Annotated in this window: 12 protein-coding genes and 1 tRNA gene; 11 read left to right on the top strand and 2 right to left on the bottom strand. The window is 64.0% G+C overall.

Annotated elements, in window-relative coordinates:
- Window positions 1-9 precede the first annotated feature (9 nt).
- The 6 genes from Q5H31_RS01520 (at window position 10) to rplA (ending at window position 4148) form a co-directional block, all read left to right on the top strand.
- Window positions 10-1224, top strand: a complete 1215-nt coding sequence (locus tag Q5H31_RS01520) for a pyridoxal phosphate-dependent aminotransferase (RefSeq protein WP_195394185.1) — start codon at window positions 10-12, stop codon at window positions 1222-1224.
- A gap of 255 nt (window positions 1225-1479) precedes the next feature.
- Window positions 1480-1555 (top strand) — tRNA-Trp (locus Q5H31_RS01515).
- 33 nt (window positions 1556-1588) lie between these two features.
- Window positions 1589-1816: a preprotein translocase subunit SecE gene (gene secE, locus Q5H31_RS01510; RefSeq protein WP_003807764.1), complete on the top strand. Its 228-nt coding sequence runs from the start codon at window positions 1589-1591 to the stop codon at window positions 1814-1816.
- Window positions 1817-1840: 24 nt separating this feature from the next.
- Window positions 1841-2665, top strand: a complete 825-nt coding sequence (gene nusG, locus Q5H31_RS01505) for a transcription termination/antitermination protein NusG (protein WP_011742767.1) — start codon at window positions 1841-1843, stop codon at window positions 2663-2665.
- A gap of 344 nt (window positions 2666-3009) precedes the next feature.
- Window positions 3010-3441 carry a 50S ribosomal protein L11 gene (gene rplK / locus Q5H31_RS01500; RefSeq protein ID WP_302423735.1) on the top strand — a complete coding sequence of 144 codons (432 nt, stop codon included), beginning with the start codon at window positions 3010-3012 and terminating at the stop codon, window positions 3439-3441.
- Between the two features lie 14 nt (window positions 3442-3455).
- Window positions 3456-4148: a 50S ribosomal protein L1 gene (gene rplA / locus Q5H31_RS01495; protein WP_302457406.1), complete on the top strand. Its 693-nt coding sequence runs from the start codon at window positions 3456-3458 to the stop codon at window positions 4146-4148.
- Between the two features lie 147 nt (window positions 4149-4295).
- On the opposite strand, the gene Q5H31_RS01490 is transcribed toward rplA, so the two are convergent.
- On the bottom strand, window positions 4296-5075 hold the full coding sequence (locus tag Q5H31_RS01490; RefSeq protein WP_003807777.1) for a CdaR family transcriptional regulator: 780 nt from the start codon (window positions 5073-5075) through the stop codon (window positions 4296-4298).
- An 83-nt stretch (window positions 5076-5158) separates the two neighbouring features.
- Here Q5H31_RS01490 and Q5H31_RS01485 point away from each other — a divergent pair, with 83 nt between their 5' ends.
- Together Q5H31_RS01485 and Q5H31_RS01480 are read left to right on the top strand one after the other, a co-directional pair.
- The gene (locus tag Q5H31_RS01485; RefSeq protein ID WP_237936156.1) at window positions 5159-7354 is read left to right on the top strand and encodes a DUF6020 family protein; all 2196 of its coding nucleotides are present in this window, start codon (window positions 5159-5161) and stop codon (window positions 7352-7354) included.
- Window positions 7351-8301, top strand: coding sequence for a biotin--[acetyl-CoA-carboxylase] ligase (locus Q5H31_RS01480; protein ID WP_038444017.1), 951 nt, complete (start codon window positions 7351-7353; stop codon window positions 8299-8301). The genes Q5H31_RS01485 and Q5H31_RS01480 overlap by 4 nt, the downstream gene beginning before the upstream one ends.
- A gap of 413 nt (window positions 8302-8714) precedes the next feature.
- On the opposite strand, the gene Q5H31_RS01475 is transcribed toward Q5H31_RS01480, so the two are convergent.
- Entirely contained in the window at window positions 8715-9308 is a 594-nt protein-coding gene (locus Q5H31_RS01475; RefSeq protein ID WP_003807783.1) for a biotin transporter BioY, read from the bottom strand.
- Window positions 9309-9503: 195 nt separating this feature from the next.
- Here Q5H31_RS01475 and Q5H31_RS01470 point away from each other — a divergent pair, with 195 nt between their 5' ends.
- The 3 genes from Q5H31_RS01470 (at window position 9504) to Q5H31_RS01460 (ending at window position 22431) form a co-directional block, all read left to right on the top strand.
- A complete protein-coding gene (locus Q5H31_RS01470) occupies window positions 9504-11408 on the top strand; it encodes a biotin carboxylase N-terminal domain-containing protein (protein WP_039776118.1) in 1905 nt (634 codons plus the stop codon).
- Window positions 11405-13051, top strand: coding sequence for an acyl-CoA carboxylase subunit beta (locus Q5H31_RS01465; RefSeq protein ID WP_055054643.1), 1647 nt, complete (start codon window positions 11405-11407; stop codon window positions 13049-13051). Before Q5H31_RS01470 ends, Q5H31_RS01465 begins: the two co-directional genes overlap by 4 nt.
- A gap of 74 nt (window positions 13052-13125) precedes the next feature.
- Complete coding sequence (locus tag Q5H31_RS01460) at window positions 13126-22431, top strand: type I polyketide synthase (protein WP_302457405.1); 9306 nt, start codon at window positions 13126-13128, stop codon at window positions 22429-22431.
- Window positions 22432-22466: the final 35 nt, after the last annotated feature.

Below are 22466 nucleotides of genomic sequence, written 5' to 3'. Positions count from 1 at the left end.
ATTACAGGCATGACTATGGCTGACTGGCAGACTCTATCCGACCGTATCAATCACGTGGCTCCGAGCGCTACCCTGGCCGTCGATTCCAAGGCGAAGGCAATGAAGGCCGCCGGAATCGACGTCATCGGGTTCGGCGCGGGAGAACCGAACTTCCCAACCCCCGCACCGATCGTCGCGGCCGCGGCCGCGGCCGTGCAGGACCCGAAAAACTACCGTTACACGCCGACCGCCGGCCTACCGGAACTGCGCCAGGCCATCGCGGACAAGACGTTGCGCGACTCCGGCTACGAAGTCGACCCAAGCCAGGTCATCGTGACCAACGGCGGCAAGCAGGCCGTCTACGAATCGTTCCAGATTCTGCTCAACGAGGGCGACGAGGTCATCATCCCCACCCCGTACTGGACCAGCTATCCGGAAGCCGTGAAGCTCGCCGGCGGCGTGCCCGTGACCGTGTTCGCCGGCGCCGACCGCAACTTCGAGCCGAGCATCGAGGACATCGAGGCCGCGCGCACCGAACACACGAAGGCCATCATCGTGAACACGCCGAACAACCCGACGGGCGCGGTGTGGAAGCCGGAAACCGTCAAGGCCATCGCGCAGTGGGCCATCGAACACCACGTGTGGGTCATCTCCGACGAAATCTACGAACACCTGAACTATGACGGCGCCAAAACCACGTACATCGGCGCCGCGGTGCCCGAAGTACGCTCCCAGCTGCTCGTGCTCAACGGCGTGGCCAAAACCTACGCCATGCCGGGCTGGCGCGTCGGCTGGATGATCGCCCCCGTGGACGTGGCCAAGGCCGCATCCAAACTGCAGGGCCACATGACCTCCAACGTGAACAACATCTCCCAGCGTGCCGCCATCGAAGCCGTCTCCGGCTCCCTGGACGCCGTCTACGAGATGCGCGCCGCATTCGACAAGCGCCGCCAGACCATCGTCGCCGCGTTGAACGACATCGAAGGCGTGAACTGCCCGACCCCGACCGGCGCGTTCTACGCGTTCGCCGACGTGACCGCGCTGCTGAACAAGCCGCTCGGCACCAACAAGACCACGTTCGCCAAAACGTCCGAACTGGCCGCCGCGTTGCTTGACGAAGGCCATGTCGCCGCCGTCCCGGGCGAGGCGTTCGGCGCTCCCGGCTACCTGCGCTTCTCCTACGCGCTTGCCGACGACGATCTGGTCGAAGGCATGCGTCGCATGAAGCGTTGGGTCGAGGACTGAGCCGACCGGCCCCGCGCTCAACTGACGAAAAGTTCAGTTGATAAACGATATTTTTAGCGATTCGCGCTTCGGTGACATGCCGGGCGCGAATCTTTTTTTCGTTGGAAAATAGCGGTTTCTTGCGATTCGTCGTGAATCGGGTTGGACGAAGTCGCGAAAACCCGCTATTATTTCGACTTGGCGGTTTTGCCGTCTGCTTCTTGCGTGGTTTTGCATAGAATCCTCGCCGGCAAGTGGAGACGGCAGAGTTCACCTAGGGAAGTGGCGCAATTGGTAGCGCAACGGTCTCCAAAACCGTAGGTTGTGGGTTCGAGTCCCGCCTTCCCTGCCAAGCTTCTTACAACAAGCCCAGCGGAGGATTATTATGGCGAAGGCGAAGAACAGCGAGAAGGCCATTAAGCCGAACATCTTCATGCGCATTGGCTTGTTCATCAAACAGATTATCGACGAACTCCGCAAGGTCGTCACTCCGACCAGCAAGGAACTGTTCTTCTGGTCCCTCGCCGTGTTTATCTTCGTGCTGCTGCTGATGGCACTGGTCACCGGCATGGACTACGGTCTGGGCAAGCTGACCCTGTGGATATTCGGCTGATAAACAACTTGAAGGTGAAAGTGCATGACTGACGAAGTGTTTTCCGACAACCTCGACGAGGCTTCCAAGGCTGATACCGAGGCTGCTGCCGCTGTTGAGGCGCTGCCGGCCGAAGGCGAGGCCGTCCAGGCCGTCGCCGCCGATCAGGCGACCGATGAGCAGGCCCAGTCCGAGCAGGACGCTCCGGAAGAGCAGACCGCGGAAACCACTGAGGATGAAGACACTGAGCAGGATGCCGGTGCCAAGGCCGTCGAGGAATTCTCCAAGAGCCTGCGCACGCTTGAAGGCAAGTGGTATGTGCTGCACACCTATTCTGGCTATGAGAAGCGCGTGAAGACCAACGTCGAATCCCGCGTGGCCAGCTTCGGTATGGAAGACAAGATCTTCCAGGTCGAAGTGCCGATGGAGGAAGTCGAAAAGCACACTGAAAAAGGCAAGAAGGTCATCACCCGCGTGCGTGTCCCCGGCTATGTGCTGATCCGCATGCTGCCGGATGAGAACGCCCGTCGTATCGTCCGCGAGACCGAAGGCGTCACCGGCTTTGTCGGCCCGACCAAGGATCCGGCACCGCTGACCCGCAAGGAAGTCGTCTCCATGATGGCTCCGATGATCGCTTCCGAAGCTCTCAAGGCCGCCGGAGACAAGCCGGCCGCAGCCAAGAAGCGCAAGCTTGAGGTCTCCTACGCTCCTGGCGATCAGGTCACCGTCACCGATGGACCGTTCACCACCATGGCCGCGGTTGTCTCCGAAGTGGATCCGTCCACGCAGAAGCTCACCGTGCTCGTGTCCATCTTCGGCCGTGACACGCCGGTGGAGCTAGGCTTCAACCAGGTTGAAAAATTAGCCTGAACGTGCATGACGGAGCGTTAGCTGCGTTGCTCCAAGCTTGACGCACCTTGGTACGCCTGCGCTTGGGCGCCTTGCTACCGCACGCGTCACACCCATTCAGGAACCTGAAATCGTGATTCTTTTGAACCCCGCTTCGGCGGGGTTTCTTTGTATGTATTGCCGTGCGCGCAATGTCGTGGCGGAATCGCATAATAGAAAAGTTGTGTCTGGAGGGTCTCGTGTGCCTGAACAAGGCGGCGGCACCTGCTAGCACAGCACAGCAATATACGTTGCGGAAGGAACCGGACGCGGGAGACCTACTCCGGTGCCGTTAACCACCGCTTCACAGAAAGAAGAACCATACAATGGCTCCTAAGAAGAAAGTCTCGGCGCTTCTCAAGCTCCAGATTCAGGCCGGCAAGGCCAACCCGGCTCCGCCGCTGGGCCCGGCTCTGGGTTCCCATGGCGTGAACATCATGGACTTCTGCAAGGCATACAATGCCCAGACGCAGGACAAGATGGGTCAGGTCATCCCTGTCGAGATCACCGTTTACGAAGATCGTTCCTTCACCTTCATCCTGAAGACCCCGCCGGCAGCAGCTCTGCTGAAGAAGGCCGCTGGCATCCAGAAGGGTACCGAGAACCCGCTGACCCACAAGGTCGGCTCCGTCACCAAGGCTCAGGTCCGTGAGATCGCTGAAATCAAGATGGCTGATCTGTCCGCACGCGACGTCGAAGCCGGCATGAAGATCATCGAGGGCACCGCCCGCTCGATGGGTATCACGGTTACCGACTGAGAGGAGAAGGACTAATGGTAAAGCGTTCCAAGAAGTATCGCGAAGCGGCCGAAAAGGTCGATAGCAACAACCTTTACACCGCCAACGAAGCCATCGCTCTCCTCAAGAGCATGCCGGAGTACAAGTTCGACCAGACCGTTGAGGCCGTGCTGCGCCTGAACGTGGATCCGCGCAAGGCCGACCAGCTGGTCCGCGGTTCCGTGAACCTGCCGAACGGCACCGGTAAGACCGCCAAGGTCCTCGTCTTCGCCCGTGGCCCGAAGGCCACCGAAGCTCTCGAGGCTGGCGCCGACATCGTCGGTGACGACGACCTCGTGCAGAAGGTCGCCGACGGTTTCCTTGACTTCGATTCCGTCGTCGCCACCCCGGACATGATGGGCAAGGTCGGCCGCCTCGGCCGCGTGCTCGGTCCGCGTGGCCTCATGCCGAACCCGAAGACCGGCACCGTGACCATGGACGTCACCAAGGCCATCAAGGACATCAAGGGTGGCAAGGTTGACTTCCGTGTCGACAAGAACGGCAACCTGAGCTTCCTCATCGGCAAGATGTCCTTCACCGAGCAGGCTCTGGACGAGAACTTCAAGGCTGTGGCCGACGAAGTCAAGCGTCTGAAGCCGTCCACCGTGAAGGGCCGCTACGTCACCAAGGCGACCATCACCTCCACGATGAACCCGGGCGTCCCGGTTGATCCGGCGGTCGTTGCCTGAGTGCACAGAAGCTAAGCTTCACCAAAAGACCCGTATCTGCAATCGCAGCATGCGGGTCTTTTCATATGTTCGGAAAGATTCATGACTTTATGACCGGATGACAGGTGCAACGGGCGTACCCAGACGCCACACCACCCGGGCAGCGGCTCAGCGGTCGCGCATACGGCCAATCGCCAGCGCGGTCGTCAGCACATACGCGTCACGCGGATCGGTGGCATCCCAGCCGGTTGTTTCGGCGGCACGCTTCAAGCGGTAGCGCACGGTGTTCGGATGCACATTCAGCTCCTTCGCCGTGTTCTCCAACGAACTGCCATACTTCAGGAACGTGGACACCGTCAGATAAGTGGGATCATCGGGATTCTCGCCGCGCAGCACCTGATATACGTTCCGATACAGTTCCTCACGCGCGTAATCATCACCCAGCAGCGCACGCTCCGGCAACAGCTCGTCGGCACGCAGCGGACGGGAAGGAGTGGACAGCGCCGGAGCTGCCTGCAGCGAGAACATCGTCTCACGCAACGCATGCGAAGCCCCCGCCACGCCGGAACGGACCGGGCTCAAATACAGTGGCTCGTCCTCGCTGAACGCCGGCATGACCGCGGTACAGGTCACCTCCGGCGTGACCGCACCCATCTGGCAAGCCAAAGCCAGCAGGAAAGTGCCGTACGTGCCGATGACCACATGCTCGCCACCCAAATCGCGCACCGCCTTGCGGATGGCGAGGGATGTCGAGGCAAGACTGGCCGAAGGCACCCCGCCGATCGCAAAACAGTTGAAATCGCCTTGCCATCCGAGAATGTTCATCAAGGAGACCACACGATCGTCGGTCATGTTCGTCAACAGGCATTCGAAAGCCAACCGCTCGATGGTCGTATCGTCGGTATGGCCTGACAAAAGGTCGAGGATGTCTGCCTGCTCGGAGTTCATAACCGTCCATTCTAATCGTCGTATCTGCGAATTGCCGCACGTTCGCCGACCGTTCCGGTCCCCATTCGCGCAGTGGCGGTAATATGCCGACTATGAGCGAAAACAAGAAAGCCGGAAAAGCCGACACGTTCCTCAGCTGGACGTTGGGCGTGCTCGCATGCCTGTGGGTGGCGTGGTGCTGCGGCATCGGCCCGCTGTACTGGTTTGGCACCGGACTCGCCGACTTCGGCTGGGCCAACGTGCTGTACATGGCGATCGCCTTCGTTGTTTCGTTTGCTATATTGTGGTCGCTGGTCCGTTACGGCCGTGGCGAGCGCGTGCTGCCGACGTATTTCTCACGTCGGTACGTCAAGCTGTGCCAGGAGGTGTCCGGCACGCCGACGACGGTATTGGGCATCATGCTGCATCATCTGAGCGACGCCGCGCATAGCCGTCCGGGACGCGCCATCCATGCGGTGATCGTCTGGATCGGCCGCAAGCTGACACGTTGCACCGACTGCTGGTGGAAGCTCATGCTGCTGTTCGTCATCGGCTGGCTGTGGATTCCGACCACCCTGCTCGCCGCGTACGGCGCCGACATCCGCTCCCAGATCCGCGAATTCAGTTGGGCGTTGAACCAGTGGACCGGACTGAAACAGCCGTACATCGGCTTCTTCTCATTCGTGCCGATGGACATCTACCCGACCGCGCACTACATGTGGCCGGCCAATCCCACGTATCTGACCGACCAGCACAACATCGTGCTGACCGTTTTCTACGGTGCGTTCGCCGCGGTCTCCCGGTATTTCACCGATTCCAATGACGCCGGCATCGTGGCGCTGGCCGCGCTGCAATGGCTGTTCGCCGCGTTTTGTTGTGCAGCCACCGCCAATCGTTTCTTCAATCTGCCGTGGCGTAGGCTGGGCGTCGGCACGTTCGACTTCTCCCATCCCGAACGGCACGACTGCTGGAACATGCGCGATTTCACCCATCCCGAGGCGGGTGTGGTGGCGCGTCCGTCCAGACTGCGCGCCGGCGCGAAGACACGCTTCGTGATTCTGCTGTTCTTCATGGTGTGCCCGTTGGCGGTGTTCGCCACGATCTCACTGACCAAATCGCCGTTGTTCGCGTTCGCGTTCGTCTGGTGGTTCGGCGTGTGGTATGAGCTGCATATGACGCATATCAAGGCGCTGCCCACCATCAACGGCAAGCCCATGAAACTGCGCAAACGTTCCTTGGCGGCACTGTTCATGTCGAGCTGCGTCATGCTGATCAGCGCCAAATACGCGTGGTACATCATTCTGTTCGCCGCGCTGCTGGCCATCATCAACGACCGTAAACGTTGGAAGACGTACGTGGTCGCATTGATGCTGCCGACCGTGCTCATCCATGGAGGCCTCGTCTATCTGGTGAACAGCGGTGCCGTCATCGGCGGCGATCCGATCGAAAGCCGTGGCATCCAGCTGCAGCAGATCGCCCGCGTGGCGAAATACAATCCGCAGGGCATTCCCGAGGACGCGGCCAAGAAACTCGCTCCCGTCTTCAACCTCGACCAGATGGCCGAATCGTACTTCCAGCAGGACGCCGACCCGGTGAAATCGTCGGGTATCCAGTCCAAGAAGGTCAGCTACAAGTGGCGTACCGTCACCAAGGACGACATGAAGGATTTCAATGACGCATGGTGGCAGATCGTCAAGGCGAATCCTCAGATCGCGCTCGACGCGCTCTTCGCCGAATGCTTCGGATACTTCAACGTGACCGACCTGCCATACGTGTCGATGGACTACTACGTGAACAACGATTACGTGCAGTCCGACAACGAATGGATTCACCTGTACAACCACCAGTGGCGCAACCAGGTGGCCGGCTTCGCCAAGAAATGGGGACAGATTCCCGTGCTTGGCTGGGTGACGCACGGCAACCTGTATGTCACGCTGACACTGCTGATCGGCGCCGCCGAAGTGGTGCTGCGTCGATGGCGGTCGCTGTCATGGCATCTGCCGTTGCTGCTGCTTATGGGTGTGATGATCACCGCACCGGCCAACAATTTCGAACGGCATATGCTTCCGATCGCATTCGTGTTCGGATTCCTGTGCCTGGAGTTCTGGCGCGAGTCGCGTGCCGCGCGGCTTGCCGCACGCGAGGCGTCGTACGTTGGCACGTCGACGGCGGGCAAACGGCGTATCGGCGGGCACCGAATCGACAGACAGCAGTCCGACAAGCAGGACGCCGACGAACGATATCTCGATGGACGACAGCTTGATGGACGACAGCTCGACGGACAGGAGAAGGAATCATGACGACCATATTGGATTCCGCATTGACCATGCCACGCACCTGCGTCGCGGCCGACCAGGTGATCGCGCTGGACTCAGTGGGCTCCACCAACACGTACGCCGCCGAATTGGTGCGCAAAGGCGCGCTGTTCGGCTCGGCCAGACGAGATGGCCTCGATGGCTGCGATGGACGCGATTGGACCGGCCGTGAAATCGTGGCGATCTGCGCCGACGAGCAGACCGCCGGCCGTGGCCGTCTCGACCATCAATGGACCAGCGCGGTGGGGGAGTCGTTCATCGTCTCCCTGGTGGTCAGCGTGCCTACGGCGATTGTGCGGGACACGTCCGTCAACGGCTGGCTGCAGATGATCGCCGGCTGCGAGGCGCGCAACGCGATTATCGCGGCCATCCGCGATTGCGGCAGCCCGCTCGGCAAGGACATCGTGCTCAAATGGCCGAACGACATTTTCGTCGACGGCAAGAAACTGGGCGGCGTGCTCGCCGAAATGGTTCCGCTTGCCGCAACTCCCATCGCGGACGGTGCGACTGGTACCACTGATGTGGCTGCCGCAACGGAACGCGTCGGCATCGTCTTCGGCATCGGCCTGAACCTGACCGTCCCCGAAGACCATCTGCCAACCGACAAGGCCACGTCGCTGCAGCTGGTCGCGCATGGCCTGCCCGATTCCATGACATTGCGCGACATGATCGCGGCCCATCTGGTGGACGGTTTGCGATCAAGGCTCGCCGATTTCGAAGCCGACCCGCATCGCGAGGCCACGCGTGCGATGGAGGAGATGCGTCCGGTCTGCTGGACGCTCGACAAGCCATGCGAGGCGCATTTCGTGGACGGCACCACCCTGCGCGGCACCGCGCTGGAACTCAACCCCGACGCCTCCCTCACCATCAGAGACGACAACGGCAACCTGCACACCGTGCACACCGCCGACGTAGGCGTCCTACCCCAATAATTCTCTAACCCTCATCCCTCATAAAGTCGTAAAGCGCTTTTTCGAAAATCGCACGTTTCAAAAAACGCAATATTCGAGAAAAACGGCATTTCCCAAAATCGCAATATCCAAAAACCGCGCCACCCGCAAACGCAACATTCCCCCAAAACGAGGTGGGGCCGGCGGAGACCAACGTAAGACCGTAAAAAACTCGGCCTGAGCGGCCCGGAGCGTGTCGCACGTTGGTATCCGCCGGCCCCACCGGACACAGCGAAAACGAAAATCACAGCGAAAACGGAAGACTGTATCAAAACCCGGAAATCACGAAGAAACCCGGAAATCACAGCGGAAATTCTCAGCGGAAAACCCTCAGCAGAAAATTCCCAGCAAAAAGTCGTAGAAAACTACCGCAGAAAAGTCGCTGCCGATAAAAGTCACTGCAGCTTTGCCAGTCCGCTCGCGACCAACGAAGCCACAACCGCCTTGATGCAATCGCCCACAATGAAGCCCATCGAAGCGATGGCCACCACCGGCATCGCCACGCCCGTAATGGCGGACTGCACGATGAAGCCGAGCAGATAGTCAAGCACGATGCAGCCGGCCACGCAGGCGAACAGATACCGTGCGGCGGTCAACGCAGCATGCTTCGGGGAATCGACACGCGCCTTGCCCTTGAGCAGCGAGGTGACGACGGCGGCCGGCAGGAAACCGATGAGGAAGCCGGCGCTCGGGCCGACCAAAGCCATGGTGGACGCGCCGCCGGCGAACACCGGCAGACCAGCCGCGCCCGCGGCCAGATACATGAGCACCGCGGCGCCCGCCTGCTTCCACGGCAGCATCAGCGCGGCCAGCATGACCACGAAGGTCTGCAGGGTGATCGGAACCGGAGTGCCCGGAATCGGCACGGCGCCCGCCATGGAGGCGGCGGCGAGCAGCACGGCGAACAGCGTGGACTTCAAAACGGCGCCGAATTTGCCGCTGGTGGCCGTTTTGGCCGCGGATGAGATGGTCAGGATTGCGTTGCGCATGGTGAAATCCTCCCTTTTTTGCGGATGCTACAGGATGCTACAAAAACTGACGAAAATGAGTCTTTCGTCAATCAATGCTCCCCATCGTAGGGTTGCTAGGTTTCGGTAACGTTTGTGGAGCCTTACAAAAAGATTGCGAATCTTTTGTGGGAAACGAGTTCGTCGAATCACGCCTCGACCGCCAAACTTGACATTATGCCTAAGAATGTCAACAAACTACTGGTGGCGAATCGCGGCGAAATCGCGCTTCGAGTCGTGCGCACCGCACGTGAGATGGGGATTCCCACGGTCGCGGTCTACGCCGAACAGGACCGTCACGCACAGTACGTGCAGATGGCCGATGATGCGTATCTGCTGTCTGGCGACACCTACAAGGACACGTATCTCAACGAGGATCTGCTCATCGACATCCTGCAGCGCAGCGGTGCCGACGCGGTGCACCCCGGCTATGGCTTCCTTTCCGAAGTCGCAAGCTTCGCGCAGAAGGTCCTCGACGCCGGCGCCACGTGGGTCGGCCCGAATCCGAAGGCGCTCGTCGACCTGGGCGACAAGATCACGGCCCGCCGCGTGGCCACTTTCGCGAAGGTGCCGCCGGTTCCCGGCATTTCCCAGTCGATTTCCGACATGCGACTGCTGCTCGACTTCGCGCACACGCACGGCTATCCGCTGATGCTCAAGCGCACCGACGGCGGTGGCGGCCGCGGCATCACTCTCGTGCACAACGACGATGAGCTGCGTGGCTTCTACATGAACCACGATGCGCTGCAGGGCGGCGATTTGGACGAGTATTTCGTCGAACGGTTCATCGACAAGGGCCGTCACGTCGAAACGCAGTGCGGACGCGATTCGCACGGCAATTTCACCGTGTATTCCACCCGCGACTGCTCCGTGCAGCGCCGTAACCAGAAGCTGGTGGAGGAAGCGCCGGCGCCGTTCCTTTCCGACGGCGTGCTCGAACAGCTGGAGACTTACTCACGCCGGCTTTTCGAAGCGGTCGACTACATCGGTCTGGGCACTTGCGAATTCATGGTGACCGAACAGGGCAAGGTGTATTTCCTGGAGGTCAATCCCCGTCTGCAGGTGGAGCACACCGTCAGCGAAGAGGTCTGCGGCCTTGATCTGGTGCGAGAACAGCTCACCATCGCCAACGGCGGCGAGCTGACCGTCGACCACCCGCTGCGCGGACACAGCTTCGAGCTCCGGCTGACCTGCGAGGATCCGGCGAAGAATCTGGCGCCGAGCTCCGGCACGCTGACCAAGCTCGCATGGCCGTCCGGCCCTGGCATCCGCGTCGATTCCGGCGTGGTGGAAGGCGACACCGTCTCCCCGAAGTTCGATTCGATGATGGGCAAGCTCGTGGTCACCGCCTCCGACCGTGCGGCAGCCGTGGCACGTGTGCGCCGCGCGTTGGAAGAGCTCAAGGTGGAAGGCGTGCCGACCCCGGCAAGCCTGTTCGAGCAGATCTTCAACGACGACGAGTTCACCGCCGAGCATGGCGTGGCCTACGACGTGAGCACGAAATGGCTGGAACGCAAGTACCTGAACAAGGAAGCATCCTCCACCAAGGGCGGCCAGCCGGCATCCATGGCCGGCGCTTCGGGTGCGAAGGAAGCCGAGCAGAAGGAATCCAGCGAAACCTTCGTCATCGAAGTCAACAACCATCGTGTGTCGCTGACCGTGCCGAACGACATCGTGGCCAATCTGACCGGCGGCGCCAAGGCGCGTGACGCCAAGCGCGCCATCCAGCCGCTGCGCGGACAGGGCCTGCACCACGTCGAAAAGAAGCAGCAGGGCAACGACGGCCAGTCCGGTGTGATCGCCAGCCCGATGCAGGCGGTCGTCACACGCATCAACGTCGCCGAAGGCCAGGACGTGGCCAAGGGCGACCTGCTCGTCGTGCTCGAATCCATGAAGATGGAGAACTACGTGTACGCGCCGGTCAAGGGCACCGTCACCAAGATCTTCGTCGGCCCGGCCGCAGGCATCGAAGCGGGCGAGACGTTGATGACCATCGACGTCAACGGCGCTTCCAAGGCGGCTGACGGCAAGCCGGCAACGGACGGTAATACGGAAACCAAGACGGAAGGCGGCGCGAAATGACCGACATCATCGCAAGCCCGGCCGTCAAAGAGGCCGTGAAGGTCGTCATGGAACAGCAGGAGCGACTGGGTGACGAAGCGGCTGCCGAAGCCCGCGAATCGCAGCCGATCCGTACGTCCGTGCTGCGTGCCGCGCAGCTCGCCGCCGAAGCCGAAGACCACGCCCGCGGTCGCCAGCACGTCAAAGGCAAGCTGACCGCGCGCGAACGTCTCGACCTGCTGCTTGATACCGGTTCCTTCGAGGAAATCGGCCGTTTCCGCGGCGGCGACATCAACGGTGGCCGCGCGGGCTCCGCCGTCATCACCGGCTTCGGCGAGGTGTTCGGCCGCAAAGTGGCCGTCTACGCGCAGGACTTCTCCGTCAAAGGCGGCACGCTTGGCGTGGCCGAAGGCCGCAAGATCTGCCATCTGATGGACAAGGCGCTCGACCTCAAGGTGCCGATCATCGCGCTCATCGACTCCGGTGGCGCGCGCATCCAGGAGGGTGTGGCCGCGTTGACCGAATACGGCCACCTGTTCCGCAAAACCTGCGACGCCAGCGGTTTCGTGCCGCAGCTATCGCTGATCCTCGGCCCCTGCGCCGGCGGTGCCGTCTACTGCCCGGCCCTGACCGACCTGATCATCATGACCCGCGAGAATTCCAACATGTTCGTCACCGGTCCCGACGTGGTCAAAGCGGCCACCGGCGAAGTGATCAGCATGGACGATCTGGGCGGCGGCTACGTGCACAACGCCACGTCCGGCGTGGCCCACTATCTCGGCGAGGACGAGGCCGACGCGATCGACTACGCGCGTACCGTGCTCGCCTATCTGCCGTCCAACTCCGACCAACAGCCGCCGGTCTACGCGTACGCGGCGACCCGCGCCGACCGTGACGTGGCCAAACGCCTCGCCACCATCGTGCCGGACAACGACCGCCAGCCGTATGACGTGCTCGACGTGATCCGCTGCATCGTGGACTACGGTGAATTCGTGCAGGTGCACGAACTGTTCGCCGCTTCAGCGGTGGTCGGCTTCGCCTGCGTCGACGGCCATCCCGTCGGCATCGTGGCCAACCAGCCGAACGTCAACGCCGGCATTCTCGACGTCGACTCATCCGAAAAAGTGGCGCGATTCGTGCGCTTGTGCGACGCGTTCAACCTGCCGGTCGTCACCTTGGTGGACACCCCGGGCTACAAGCCGGGCGCCGAACAGGAACATGCGGGCATCATCCGCCGTGGCGCGAAGGTCATCTACGCCTACGCCAACGCGCAGGTGCCGCTCGTCACCATCATCCTGCGCAAGGCCTTCGGCGGCGCATACATCGTGATGGGTTCCAAATCCATTGGCGCGGACATGAACTTCGCCTGGCCATCCAGCCAGATCGCGGTGCTCGGCGCGGCCGGCGCGGTCAACATCATCCACCGCAAGGACCTGCAGAAAGCCAAAGACAACGGCAAGGACGTCGAAGCGCTGCGCGCCAAGTACATCGCCGACTACGAACGCACCACCGTCAACGCGAACCTTTCGCTGGAAATGGGCGAGATCGACGCCATGATCGACCCCGAACAGACACGCGAGACCATCATCGAATCGCTCCGCCTGCTCGCCAGCAAGAAACGCGTGCGCCGAACCAGCAAACACCACGGCAACCAGCCGCTGTGACGGACGCAACGCGACGCAACCAACGTAAGCAACCACAACAATCGCAAGAAATTTTGGAACAAGTAAGGAAGATTATGAACACCTTTTTTCTTGATCGACTGAACAGCGAGCCCCACGCGCTCGCCTTCGCCGGCCAATCCACCCCGTGGCCGGTGGCGCTCGCCGACCAGAGCGCGAATCCGGCGCTCGACGAGGCCCTGCACACCCATGCGGCCGCCGCGCAGGCGCTGCTGTATCCGGTGTCCGCCGAGCTGCTCGCCACCACCGGACGCCCGGTCGACCTGTTCGGCTTCGAACCGAACCCGGCACGTCTGGGCGCCGCAGCCGCGGCTTCCGCCAGCGTTCCCGGCATCGCGCTGACCCAGCTGGGCGCGCTGCTCGACGCCGCCGCACTCGGCTACAATCCGGCCCAGGCCAAGCCGGTCGCGGTGCTCGGCCACTCCCAGGGCGTGCTTGCCGTGCATATGGTGCAGGCGATCTGCGAAGCCGGTTCCATCGACGCAGCCGCAGCCAAGATCGACGAGATTCTTGCGATCGCAACGCTGATCGGCGTCGCCGGCACCCGTCAGGCACGCCAGCTCGGTCTCGCCGCACGCCACGGCGAGGCGACCCCGATGCTGTCCGTCAAGGACATCACCCGCGCCCAGGTGGACGCGCTGATCGAACGCGTCGACGGCGCACGTGGCCCGATCGCCGTGGCCGTCACCAATTCCGCCACGCATTACGTGTTGTCCGGCTATCCGGAGGACCTGGCCGCATTCGGCGTGGAGGTCGCCAAGGAACACAAGCGTCAGGCCAAGCTGCGCGAAGAGAAGGTGCGTGGCGGCCGCGTGTTCGACCCGACGCTCGAATATCTCGACGTGACCCTGCCGTTCCACAGCCCGCTGATGGCCGATGCCGTCTCCCAGGCCGTCGCATGGGCCGAGGCCTGCGGCATCAACGCCGACCATGCCCGTGAGCTCGCCGCCGAAGTGCTGCTCAACCATGTGGATTGGGCCGCCCGCGTGCGCGCCCTGATGAAGTCCACCGATCCGAGCGCCCTGTGGGTGCTGGACTTTGGTCCGGGCAACACCGTCGGCAAACTGTTCTCCACCGTGGCCCAGGGTACCGGCGTCGGCGTGGTGGAGGCCTCCACCGTGGCCGATCGCGGCGCGCTCTCCACGCTTGAGACCCTGCCGGAACGCACCCAGAACTGGACGCGTTTCGCGCCGAGCATCATCCACACGTCCGCCGGAGACAAGGTGCGCACCGCGTTCACCGAACTTACCGGCAAGGCTCCGGTGCTGCTGGCCGGCATGACCCCGACCACCGTGGAGCCGGAGATCGTGGCGGCTGCCGCCAACGCCGGCTACTGGGCCGAGCTCGCAGGCGGCGGCCAGGTCACCGCCAGCGTGTTCGACCGTCACGTGGCCAAGCTCGAGGAGGAACTCGAGGAAGGCCGCACCGTCGAATTCAACGCCATGTTCATGGACCGCTACCTGTGGAACCTGCAGTTCGGCTCCCAGCGCATCGTGCCGAAGAAGCGCGCCAGCGGCACCCCGATCGACGGCGTCGTCGTCTCCGCAGGCATTCCGGAATTCGACGAGGCCGTGGAACTCATCCACAACCTCAACGCTGACGGCTTCCCGTACGTGAGCTTCAAGCCGGGCACCGTCGACCAGATCCGCCAGGTGGTGCGCATCGCCAAGGCCGTCGCGCCAACCAAGGTGCTCATCGAGGTCGAAGGCGGCTCCGCAGGCGGCCACCACTCCTGGGAATCGCTTGACGATCTACTGCTGAGCACCTACGCCGAAGTGCGCGAGCAGTCCAACCTCGTGCTCGTGGTCGGCGGCGGCATCGGCACGCCGGAACGCGGCGCCGACTACATCACCGGCGAATGGGCCACCGAATACGGCCGTCCGCTCATGCCTGTGGACGGCGTGCTCGTCGGCACCGCCGCCATGACCGCCAAGGAAGCCCACACCAGCCCCGAAGTCAAGCAGATGCTCGTCAACACCCCGGGCATTCCGGTCAAGGGCGACGGCAACGATCCGTTCGCCCCACTGGGCGAGCAGTGGGTGCCGTCCGGCCAGGCCAAGGGCGGCGTCACCTCCGGTCTGAGCCACCTGCACGCCGACATCTACGAGCTGGAGAACTCCTCCGCCCGCTGCGGCCGCCTGCTGGTGCGCGTCATGAAGCACCCGGAGGAGCTGGAAAGCCGTCGCGACGAGATCATCGCGGCGCTGAACGCCACCGCCAAGCCGTATTTCGGCGATCTGAAGACCATGACCTACCTCCAGTGGGCCCAGCGTTTCGCCGACCTCTCCTTCCCGTGGGTGGACGAAACCTACGCCGATCGCTTCCTGCACCTGCTGCAGCGCATCGAAGCCCGCGTCACCACGCAGGAAAGCGGCGAATTCGCATCGCTGTTCGCTTCCCGCGCCGACGTCGAAGCCGATCCGAACGTCGCGATCGCCAAGCTTGCCGAAACCTACCCGCAGGCCGGCAAACTGACCGTCACCCCGATGGACGAGGCATGGTTCCCGGTGCTCGTACGCGAGTATCCGAAGCCGATGCCGTTCGTGCCGGTCATCGACAACGACCTGCTGCGTTGGTGGGGCCAGGACCAGCTGTGGCAGTCCGAGGACTCCCGCTATTCCGCCGATTCCGTGCGCATCATCCCCGGCCCGATCTCCGTGGCCGGCATCACCACCGTGGACGAGCCGGTGGCCGACATCCTCGGCCGCTTCGAAGCCGCCATGGTCAAGCGCGTGTCCGCCGAATCGGCGAGCGCCGACAAGACCGCCTTCGCCCAGTTGGGCGCGGCCGTCTCCGCCGAGGAATTCATCCGCAAATCCCCGAACATCTCCTGGGTCGGCCACCTCATGGCCAACCCGGCGTACGGCACCGCCAACGGCGACGCCAACTACGAGATCCGCAAGGTGGCCGTTGAAGGCAGCGTCGAAAAGTACGACCTCGACATCCATCTCGACACCTTCTGGGACAACGATCCGGACGGCGGCGCCTCCAAGCACGCCGTACGCGACATCGTCATTCCGCTGAACGTCGACGGCAACGAATCCGGCCTGTTCCCGGTCGTGGACCGCGACCGTCTGCCGGAGCACGTCTACCGCATGCTCGCCGACACCGCGGGCATCGGCAACACCGCCATCACCGGCGACAAGCTCACCGCCATGCCGCAGATCGAGGAAGTGCCCGACAAGACCGCCTTCCCGTTCGGCCAGGCGCACACCGGCTACACGCTGTCCGCCAACCTCGGTTTCGACCATGAGGCCGCCACCGGCGGCGCGCTGCCGAGCGACCTCGTGCCGTCCCGCATCGCCCCGGACGCGCTCGTCGGACCGGCTTGGCCCGCCATCTACGCGGCCCTCGGCTCCGTGTACGTCAACGGCTTCCCGGTCATCGAAGGCCTGCTCAACGCCGTGCATCTCGACCACCTCATCGAACTCGAGGTGAGCGAGGACGAGCTGCTGAAGCACACCGGCGAGCGCATCGAGCTCACCAGCTGGGCCGACGACTACTTCGAATCCGCTTCCGGCCGTGTGGTGACCATCCACGTCACGCACACCGCTCAGGACGGTACGCTGCTTGCCAACGAAACCGAGCGTTTCGCCATCCGCGGCCGCGCGTACTCCGACGCGCTGCCGCCGGAAGCGCCCGACTATGGTGGAATCGAAGCCGAAATCGAAAGCACTCCGCGCCGTCTGCTGCGTCGTGTGAAGGTCGTCGCTCCGCACGAGATGACCGCTTTCGCCCGTACTTCCGGCGATTTCAACCCGATTCACACCTCCCATCGCGGTGCCGCCGTCTCCGGTCTCGCCGCGCCGCTCGTGCACGGCATGTGGCTGTCCGCCACCGCCCAGTATGCGGTGCAGGCGCTCGACGAGAAGGGCGCGCATTACGAGATCGCAGGCTGGACGTACAACATGTACGGCATGGTGCAGCTCGACGACGAGGTGGAGATCTCCATCGAACGCGTCGGCCGTGTGGCCCACGCCGGCATGGTGCTGGAAGTGACCAGCCGCATCGACGGCAATATCGTGTCCCGTGGCACCGCCATCGTGCGTGCGCCGAAGTCCGCTTTCGTCTACCCGGGCCAGGGCATCCAGAAGCAGGGCATGGTGCTCGACGAGCGTGCCAAGTCCCCGGCCGCACGCGAGGTGTGGGAGCGCGCCGACAAGGTGACCCGCGAGAAGCTCGGCTTCTCCATCCTCGCCGTCGTGCGTGATAATCCGAAGGAACTGACCGCCAACGGCGTGACCTACCGTCATCCGGAAGGCCTGCTCAACCTGACCCAGTTCACGCAGGTGGCGCTCGCCACCGTGGCGTTCGCCCAGACCGCTCGTCTGCGCGAAGCCGGCGCGGACATCTGGCCCGCCTACTTCGCCGGCCACTCGCTGGGCGAGTACAACGCGCTGAGCTCCTTCGCAGGCGTGATTCCGCTGGAAACCGTGCTGGAGCTGGTGTTCCACCGTGGCTCCACCATGCACCACCTCATTCCGCGTGACGAGAAGGGCCGTTCCAACTACCGTATGGGCGCGCTGCGTCCGAACCAGTTCGGTGTGGGCGACGACGGCGTGCGCGAATACGTCGAATCCGTTTCGAAGGCTTCCGGCGAGTTCCTGCAGATCGTCAACTACAACCTTGCCGGACAGCAGTACGCCGTGGCCGGCACCATCGCCGGTCTGAAGGCGCTGAAGGCCGATTCCGCCCGCCGCGTCGCCGAATACGGCGGCAAGCCGGCGTTCATGCTGGTGCCGGGCATCGACGTGCCGTTCCACTCCACGCTGCTGCGCAAGGGCGTGCCGGAGTTCCGCGACAAGCTTGACGCGCTGCTGCCGAAGCACATCGACTACCGTGGCCGTCTGGTGGGCCGTTACATTCCGAACCTGGTGGCCGTGCCGTTCGAGATGACCAAGGAATTCGCCGCGAAGATCCTCGAGGTCGTGCCGTCCGAGCGCATCAAGGCCGCGTTGGACGATCCGAAGGTGTGGGATTCCTACGCCGAGGACGACCAGAAGCTCGGCCGTCTGCTGCTCACCGAACTGCTGAGCTGGCAGTTCGCCTCCCCGGTGCGTTGGATCGAAACCCAGGCGCTGCTGTTCGGTTCCGCCGAACAGGGCGGCCTCGGCGTGGAGGAGTACGTCGAGGTGGGTCTCGGCAACGCTCCGACGCTCGCCAACCTCGGTGCCAAGACGCTGCGCCTGCCGCAGTTCGCCGGCCGTGACGTGACCGTCTACAACGTCGGCCGCGACGAAGGCCGCGTCTACATGACCGATTCCGATTCCCTCGTTGCCGACAACGATGCTGACGATTCCGCCGCAGCCGCTCCGGCAGCAGCTTCGGCTCCGTCCGCTGCCGCCGCAGCGCCTGCCGCAGTCGCCGCACCGGCCGCACCTGCCGGCGCTCCGTCCGGCGCCGCCGTCGCGGATATTCCGTTCAACGCTTCCGACGCGATCGCCATGCTGCTGGCATATTCGGCGAAGGTGCGTCCGGACCAGATCGGCGAATCCGACACCACCGACACCCTGACCAACGGCGTCTCCTCTCGCCGTAACCAGCTGCTCATGGACATCAGCTCCGAGCTGGGCGTGGCTTCCGTGGACGGCGCCGCCGAAGCGACCGTCAAGGCGCTGAGCGCGCTGGTCAACAAGGTCGCTCCGAACTACAAGGCGTTCGGTCCGGTGCTGTCCGACATCGTCCGCGACCGTGTGCGCGGCCTGTTCGGCGCCGCCGGCGTGAAGCTCGGCCAGATCACCAAGCGCGTGACCGACACCTGGCAGCTCGGCGAAGGCTGGGCCTCCCACGTGGTCGCAGCCCTTGTGCTGGAAACCCGCGAAGGCGCCAGCTCCCGCGGTGGCGACCTCGCCTCGCTGAGCACCGAAGCCGCTTCCAACGCGGCCGCCGCCAACGCGCTGATCGACGCGGCCGTGCAGAAGGTCGCCTCCGACAAGGGCGTGGCCGTCGCCATGCCGAGCGCAGGTGGCGCAGCCGGCGGTGCCGTGGTCGATTCCGCAGCCCTGGACGCGTTCGCGGCCAAGGTGACCGGTGCCGACGGCGTGCTCGCCTCCACCGCCAAGTTCGTGCTGAACCAGCTGGGCGTCACCGCTCCGGTGGCCGACGACTCTGCCGACGAGAACGCCGCCGTGGTGGCCGCCGTCGAAGCCGAGCTCGGCTCCGACTGGCCGAAGCAGGTCGAGCCGCGCTTCGACGAGCGCAAGGCCATCCTGTTCGACGACCGTTGGGCATCCGCACGTGAGGACCTGTCCCGCGCCTACTACGACAACGACGCCTCCGCACTGGACGGCAGCTTCATCGGCCTGGGCAAGGCCGTCGCCGACGAAGCCGCATGGTACGCGGGCAAGACCGCTGACGCCGAGCTTGCCGCCGCGTTCAAGCGCGTGGCCGGCGAGGCGCTCGAGCAGACGGACGAATCCGCCGAAGCAAGCCGTTTCGCAGGCGATATCGCCGTCGTGACCGGCGTTGCCCCGAACTCCATCGCCGCACAGGTCGTCAACGGCCTGCTGGCCGGCGGCGCGACCGTCGTGGCCACCTCGCATAGCTTCAGGCAGAGCGTGAAGGCATGGGCCAAGCAGGCCTACCGCGAGCACGCCACCGGTGACGCCAAGCTGTGGCTCGTTCCGGCGAACCTGTCCAGCTACCGTGACGTGGACGCGCTTGTGAAGTGGGTCGGCAACGTGCAGAAGAAGACCTCCGGCGCGACCACCACGATCCTGAAGCCCGCCTACGAGCCAAGCCTGTTCTTCCCGTTCGCCGCTCCGCCGGTGCACGGCACGTTGGCCGATTCCGGCGAACTGTTCGAATCGCAGGCGCGCCTCATGCTGTGGGGTGTGGAACGCGCGATCACCGGCTTCGCGAAGATCGGCGCCGACACCGACGTGCAGCACAAGCTGCATGTGATCCTGCCGGGCTCCCCGAACCGTGGCGTCTTCGGCGGCGACGGCGCGTACGGCGAGGTCAAGAGCGCCTTCGACGCGATCGTCAACCGCGCCCGCGCCGAAAAGGTGTGGTCCAGCCGCGTCACCTTCGCCCACCCGAAGATCGGCTGGGTGCGTGGCACCGGCCTGATGGGCGGCAACGATCCGCTGGTCGAAGTCGTGGAACGTCACGGCCTGAAGACCTACTCCACCGCCGAAATCGCGGTCAAGCTGCTCGAGCTGTCCACCAAGGAATCCCGCGAGCAGGCCGTCAAGGCCCCGCTCGACGTGGACCTGACCGGCGGCCTCGGCAGCGAGCCGATCGACATCAAGGCACTGCGCGCCGAAGCCATGGAGGACGCGGCCAAGGCCGCTGCCGCCGAAGCCGGCGATGAGGACAAGCAGGGCGATTGTGCCGCTGCGGCAACGCTGATCAAGGCGCTGCCGAGCCCGCGCGCCCCGCGTCAGGCGAAGGTCGATCTGAAGGATTGGCAGCACGTCACCGCCCGTCCGGAAGACGAGATCGTCATCGTCTCCATCGGCGAGCTGGGCCCGTGGGGCTCCGGCCGCACCCGTTTCGAAGCCGAACTCGGCATCCACTCCGACGGCAAGGTCGACCTGTCCGCCGGCGCGGTGCTCGAACTGGCTTGGAACATGGGCCTGCTGACCTGGAACGACAGTCCGAAGCCGGGCTGGTACGACACCGACGGCAACCTGGTGCCCGAAGAGGACATCGCCGAACGCTACCACGACGAGGTCGTGGCCCGCTCCGGCGTGCGTCCGTTCGAAGAGGGCATGGGCAACGATTACAAGGACGGTGCCGACGAGGAGGAGGCCGAGGTGTTCCTCGACCACGATGTGACCTTCTCCGTTCCGACCCGTGAGATCGCCGAGGAATACGTCAAGCTCGACGAAGCCCACACCAGCTACGCGGCCGATGCCGAATCCGGCGAGTGGAACGTCACCCGCCACGCCGGCTCCATGATCCGCGTGCCTCGCCGCGCGGCCATGACCCGCACCGTCGGCGGCCAGTTCCCGAAGGGCTTCGACCCGGTCAAGTGGGGCATTCCGGCCTCCATGGTCGGCGACGTGGACAAGATCGCCCTGTGGAACATCGTCACCACGGTCGACGCCTACCTGTCCGCGGGCTTCACCCCGGCCGAGATCCTCGAAGCCGTGCACCCGTCCATGGTGGCCTCCACGCAGGGCACCGGCTTCGGCGGCATGGCCTCCATGAGGAAGCTGTACCTCGACCGGTTCCTCAACCACGAGATTCCGACCGACATCCTGCAGGAAGCCCTGCCGAACGTCGTCGCGGCCCACGTGATGCAGTCCTACATCGGCGGCTACGGCAACATGATCCAGCCGGTCTCCGCCTGCGCCACCGCCGCCGTCTCCCTTGAGGAAGGCGCCGACAAGATCGCCCTCGGCAAGGCCGACTTCGTGGTCACCGGCGCGATCGACGACATCGGCGTGGAATCCGTGATCGGCTTCGGCAACATGAACGCCACCGCCAACTCCGAGGAGATGTACGCCAAGGGCATCGACGCGCGCTTCTTCTCCCGTGCCAACGACCGTCGTCGCGGCGGCTTCGTCGAATCGCAGGGCGGCGGCACCATCCTGCTGACGCGCGGTGACATCGCGCTGAAGCTCGGCCTGCCGGTCGCCGGCGTGGTCGGATTCGTCCACTCCTACGCCGACGGCGCGCACACCTCCATCCCGGCTCCGGGACTGGGCGCGCTCGCAGCTGGCATGGGCGGCAAGGACTCCAAGCTCGTGCACGACCTCGCCAAGCTCGGCGTCACGCCGGACGACATCGCCGTGGTCTCCAAGCACGACACGTCCACCAACGCCAACGACCCGAACGAATCCGAGCTGCACAACACGCTGGCCCACGCCATCGGCCGCACCGACGGCAACCCGCTGTTCGTGATCTCCCAGAAGTCGCTCACCGGCCATGCCAAGGGCGGTGCCTGCATCTTCCAGGTCAACGGCCTGACCCAGCTGTTCAAGTCCGGCGTCGTTCCGGCGAACGCGGCCCTCGACTGCGTCGACCCGAAGCTCAAGCGCGACGACCACATGGTCTGGCTGCGCGAGCCGCTGAAGGTCGGTTCCGTCAAGGCCGGCCTGGCCACGTCGCTCGGCTTCGGCCACGTCTCCGGCTTCGCCGCGATCGTCAACCCGGGCGCCTTCGAGGCTTCCGTGGCGAACACCGTCGGCGAGGACGCGCTGAACGAATGGCGCGACCGTGCCAACGCACGTCTCGCCGCCGGCCAGCGTCGCCTTGAAGAGGGCATGATGGGGCGCGCCGCGCTCTACGAGCCGATCGACAACCGCCGCTTCCACGAGGACGGCCGCGGCTACGACGCGCACGAAGTGGAGAAGGCCATGCTGCTCGATCCGAACGCGCGCCTCGCGTCCACCGGCTATTTCGAAGCGTGAGACGGCTACGTCGAAATCTGTCCTAAATATGGGCA

It is taken from the genome of uncultured Bifidobacterium sp., from assembly GCF_959020155.1.
GTDB lineage: Bacteria > Actinomycetota > Actinomycetes > Actinomycetales > Bifidobacteriaceae > Bifidobacterium.
This window is presented reverse-complemented; position numbering and strand designations above follow the sequence as displayed.

Excerpts from the sequence above, each read along its gene's own strand:
- Q5H31_RS01520 (WP_195394185.1), top strand. The coding sequence starts at position 10 with ATGACTATGGCTGACTGGCAGACTCTATCCGACCGTATCAATCACGTG.
- secE (WP_003807764.1), top strand. The coding sequence starts at position 1,589 with ATGGCGAAGGCGAAGAACAGCGAGAAGGCCATTAAGCCGAACATCTTC.
- nusG (WP_011742767.1), top strand. The coding sequence starts at position 1,841 with ATGACTGACGAAGTGTTTTCCGACAACCTCGACGAGGCTTCCAAGGCT.
- rplK (WP_302423735.1), top strand. The coding sequence starts at position 3,010 with ATGGCTCCTAAGAAGAAAGTCTCGGCGCTTCTCAAGCTCCAGATTCAG.
- rplA (WP_302457406.1), top strand. The coding sequence starts at position 3,456 with ATGGTAAAGCGTTCCAAGAAGTATCGCGAAGCGGCCGAAAAGGTCGAT.
- Q5H31_RS01490 (WP_003807777.1), bottom strand. The coding sequence starts at position 5,075 with ATGAACTCCGAGCAGGCAGACATCCTCGACCTTTTGTCAGGCCATACC.
- Q5H31_RS01485 (WP_237936156.1), top strand. The coding sequence starts at position 5,159 with ATGCCGACTATGAGCGAAAACAAGAAAGCCGGAAAAGCCGACACGTTC.
- Q5H31_RS01480 (WP_038444017.1), top strand. The coding sequence starts at position 7,351 with ATGACGACCATATTGGATTCCGCATTGACCATGCCACGCACCTGCGTC.
- Q5H31_RS01475 (WP_003807783.1), bottom strand. The coding sequence starts at position 9,308 with ATGCGCAACGCAATCCTGACCATCTCATCCGCGGCCAAAACGGCCACC.
- Q5H31_RS01470 (WP_039776118.1), top strand. The coding sequence starts at position 9,504 with ATGCCTAAGAATGTCAACAAACTACTGGTGGCGAATCGCGGCGAAATC.
- Q5H31_RS01465 (WP_055054643.1), top strand. The coding sequence starts at position 11,405 with ATGACCGACATCATCGCAAGCCCGGCCGTCAAAGAGGCCGTGAAGGTC.
- Q5H31_RS01460 (WP_302457405.1), top strand. The coding sequence starts at position 13,126 with ATGAACACCTTTTTTCTTGATCGACTGAACAGCGAGCCCCACGCGCTC.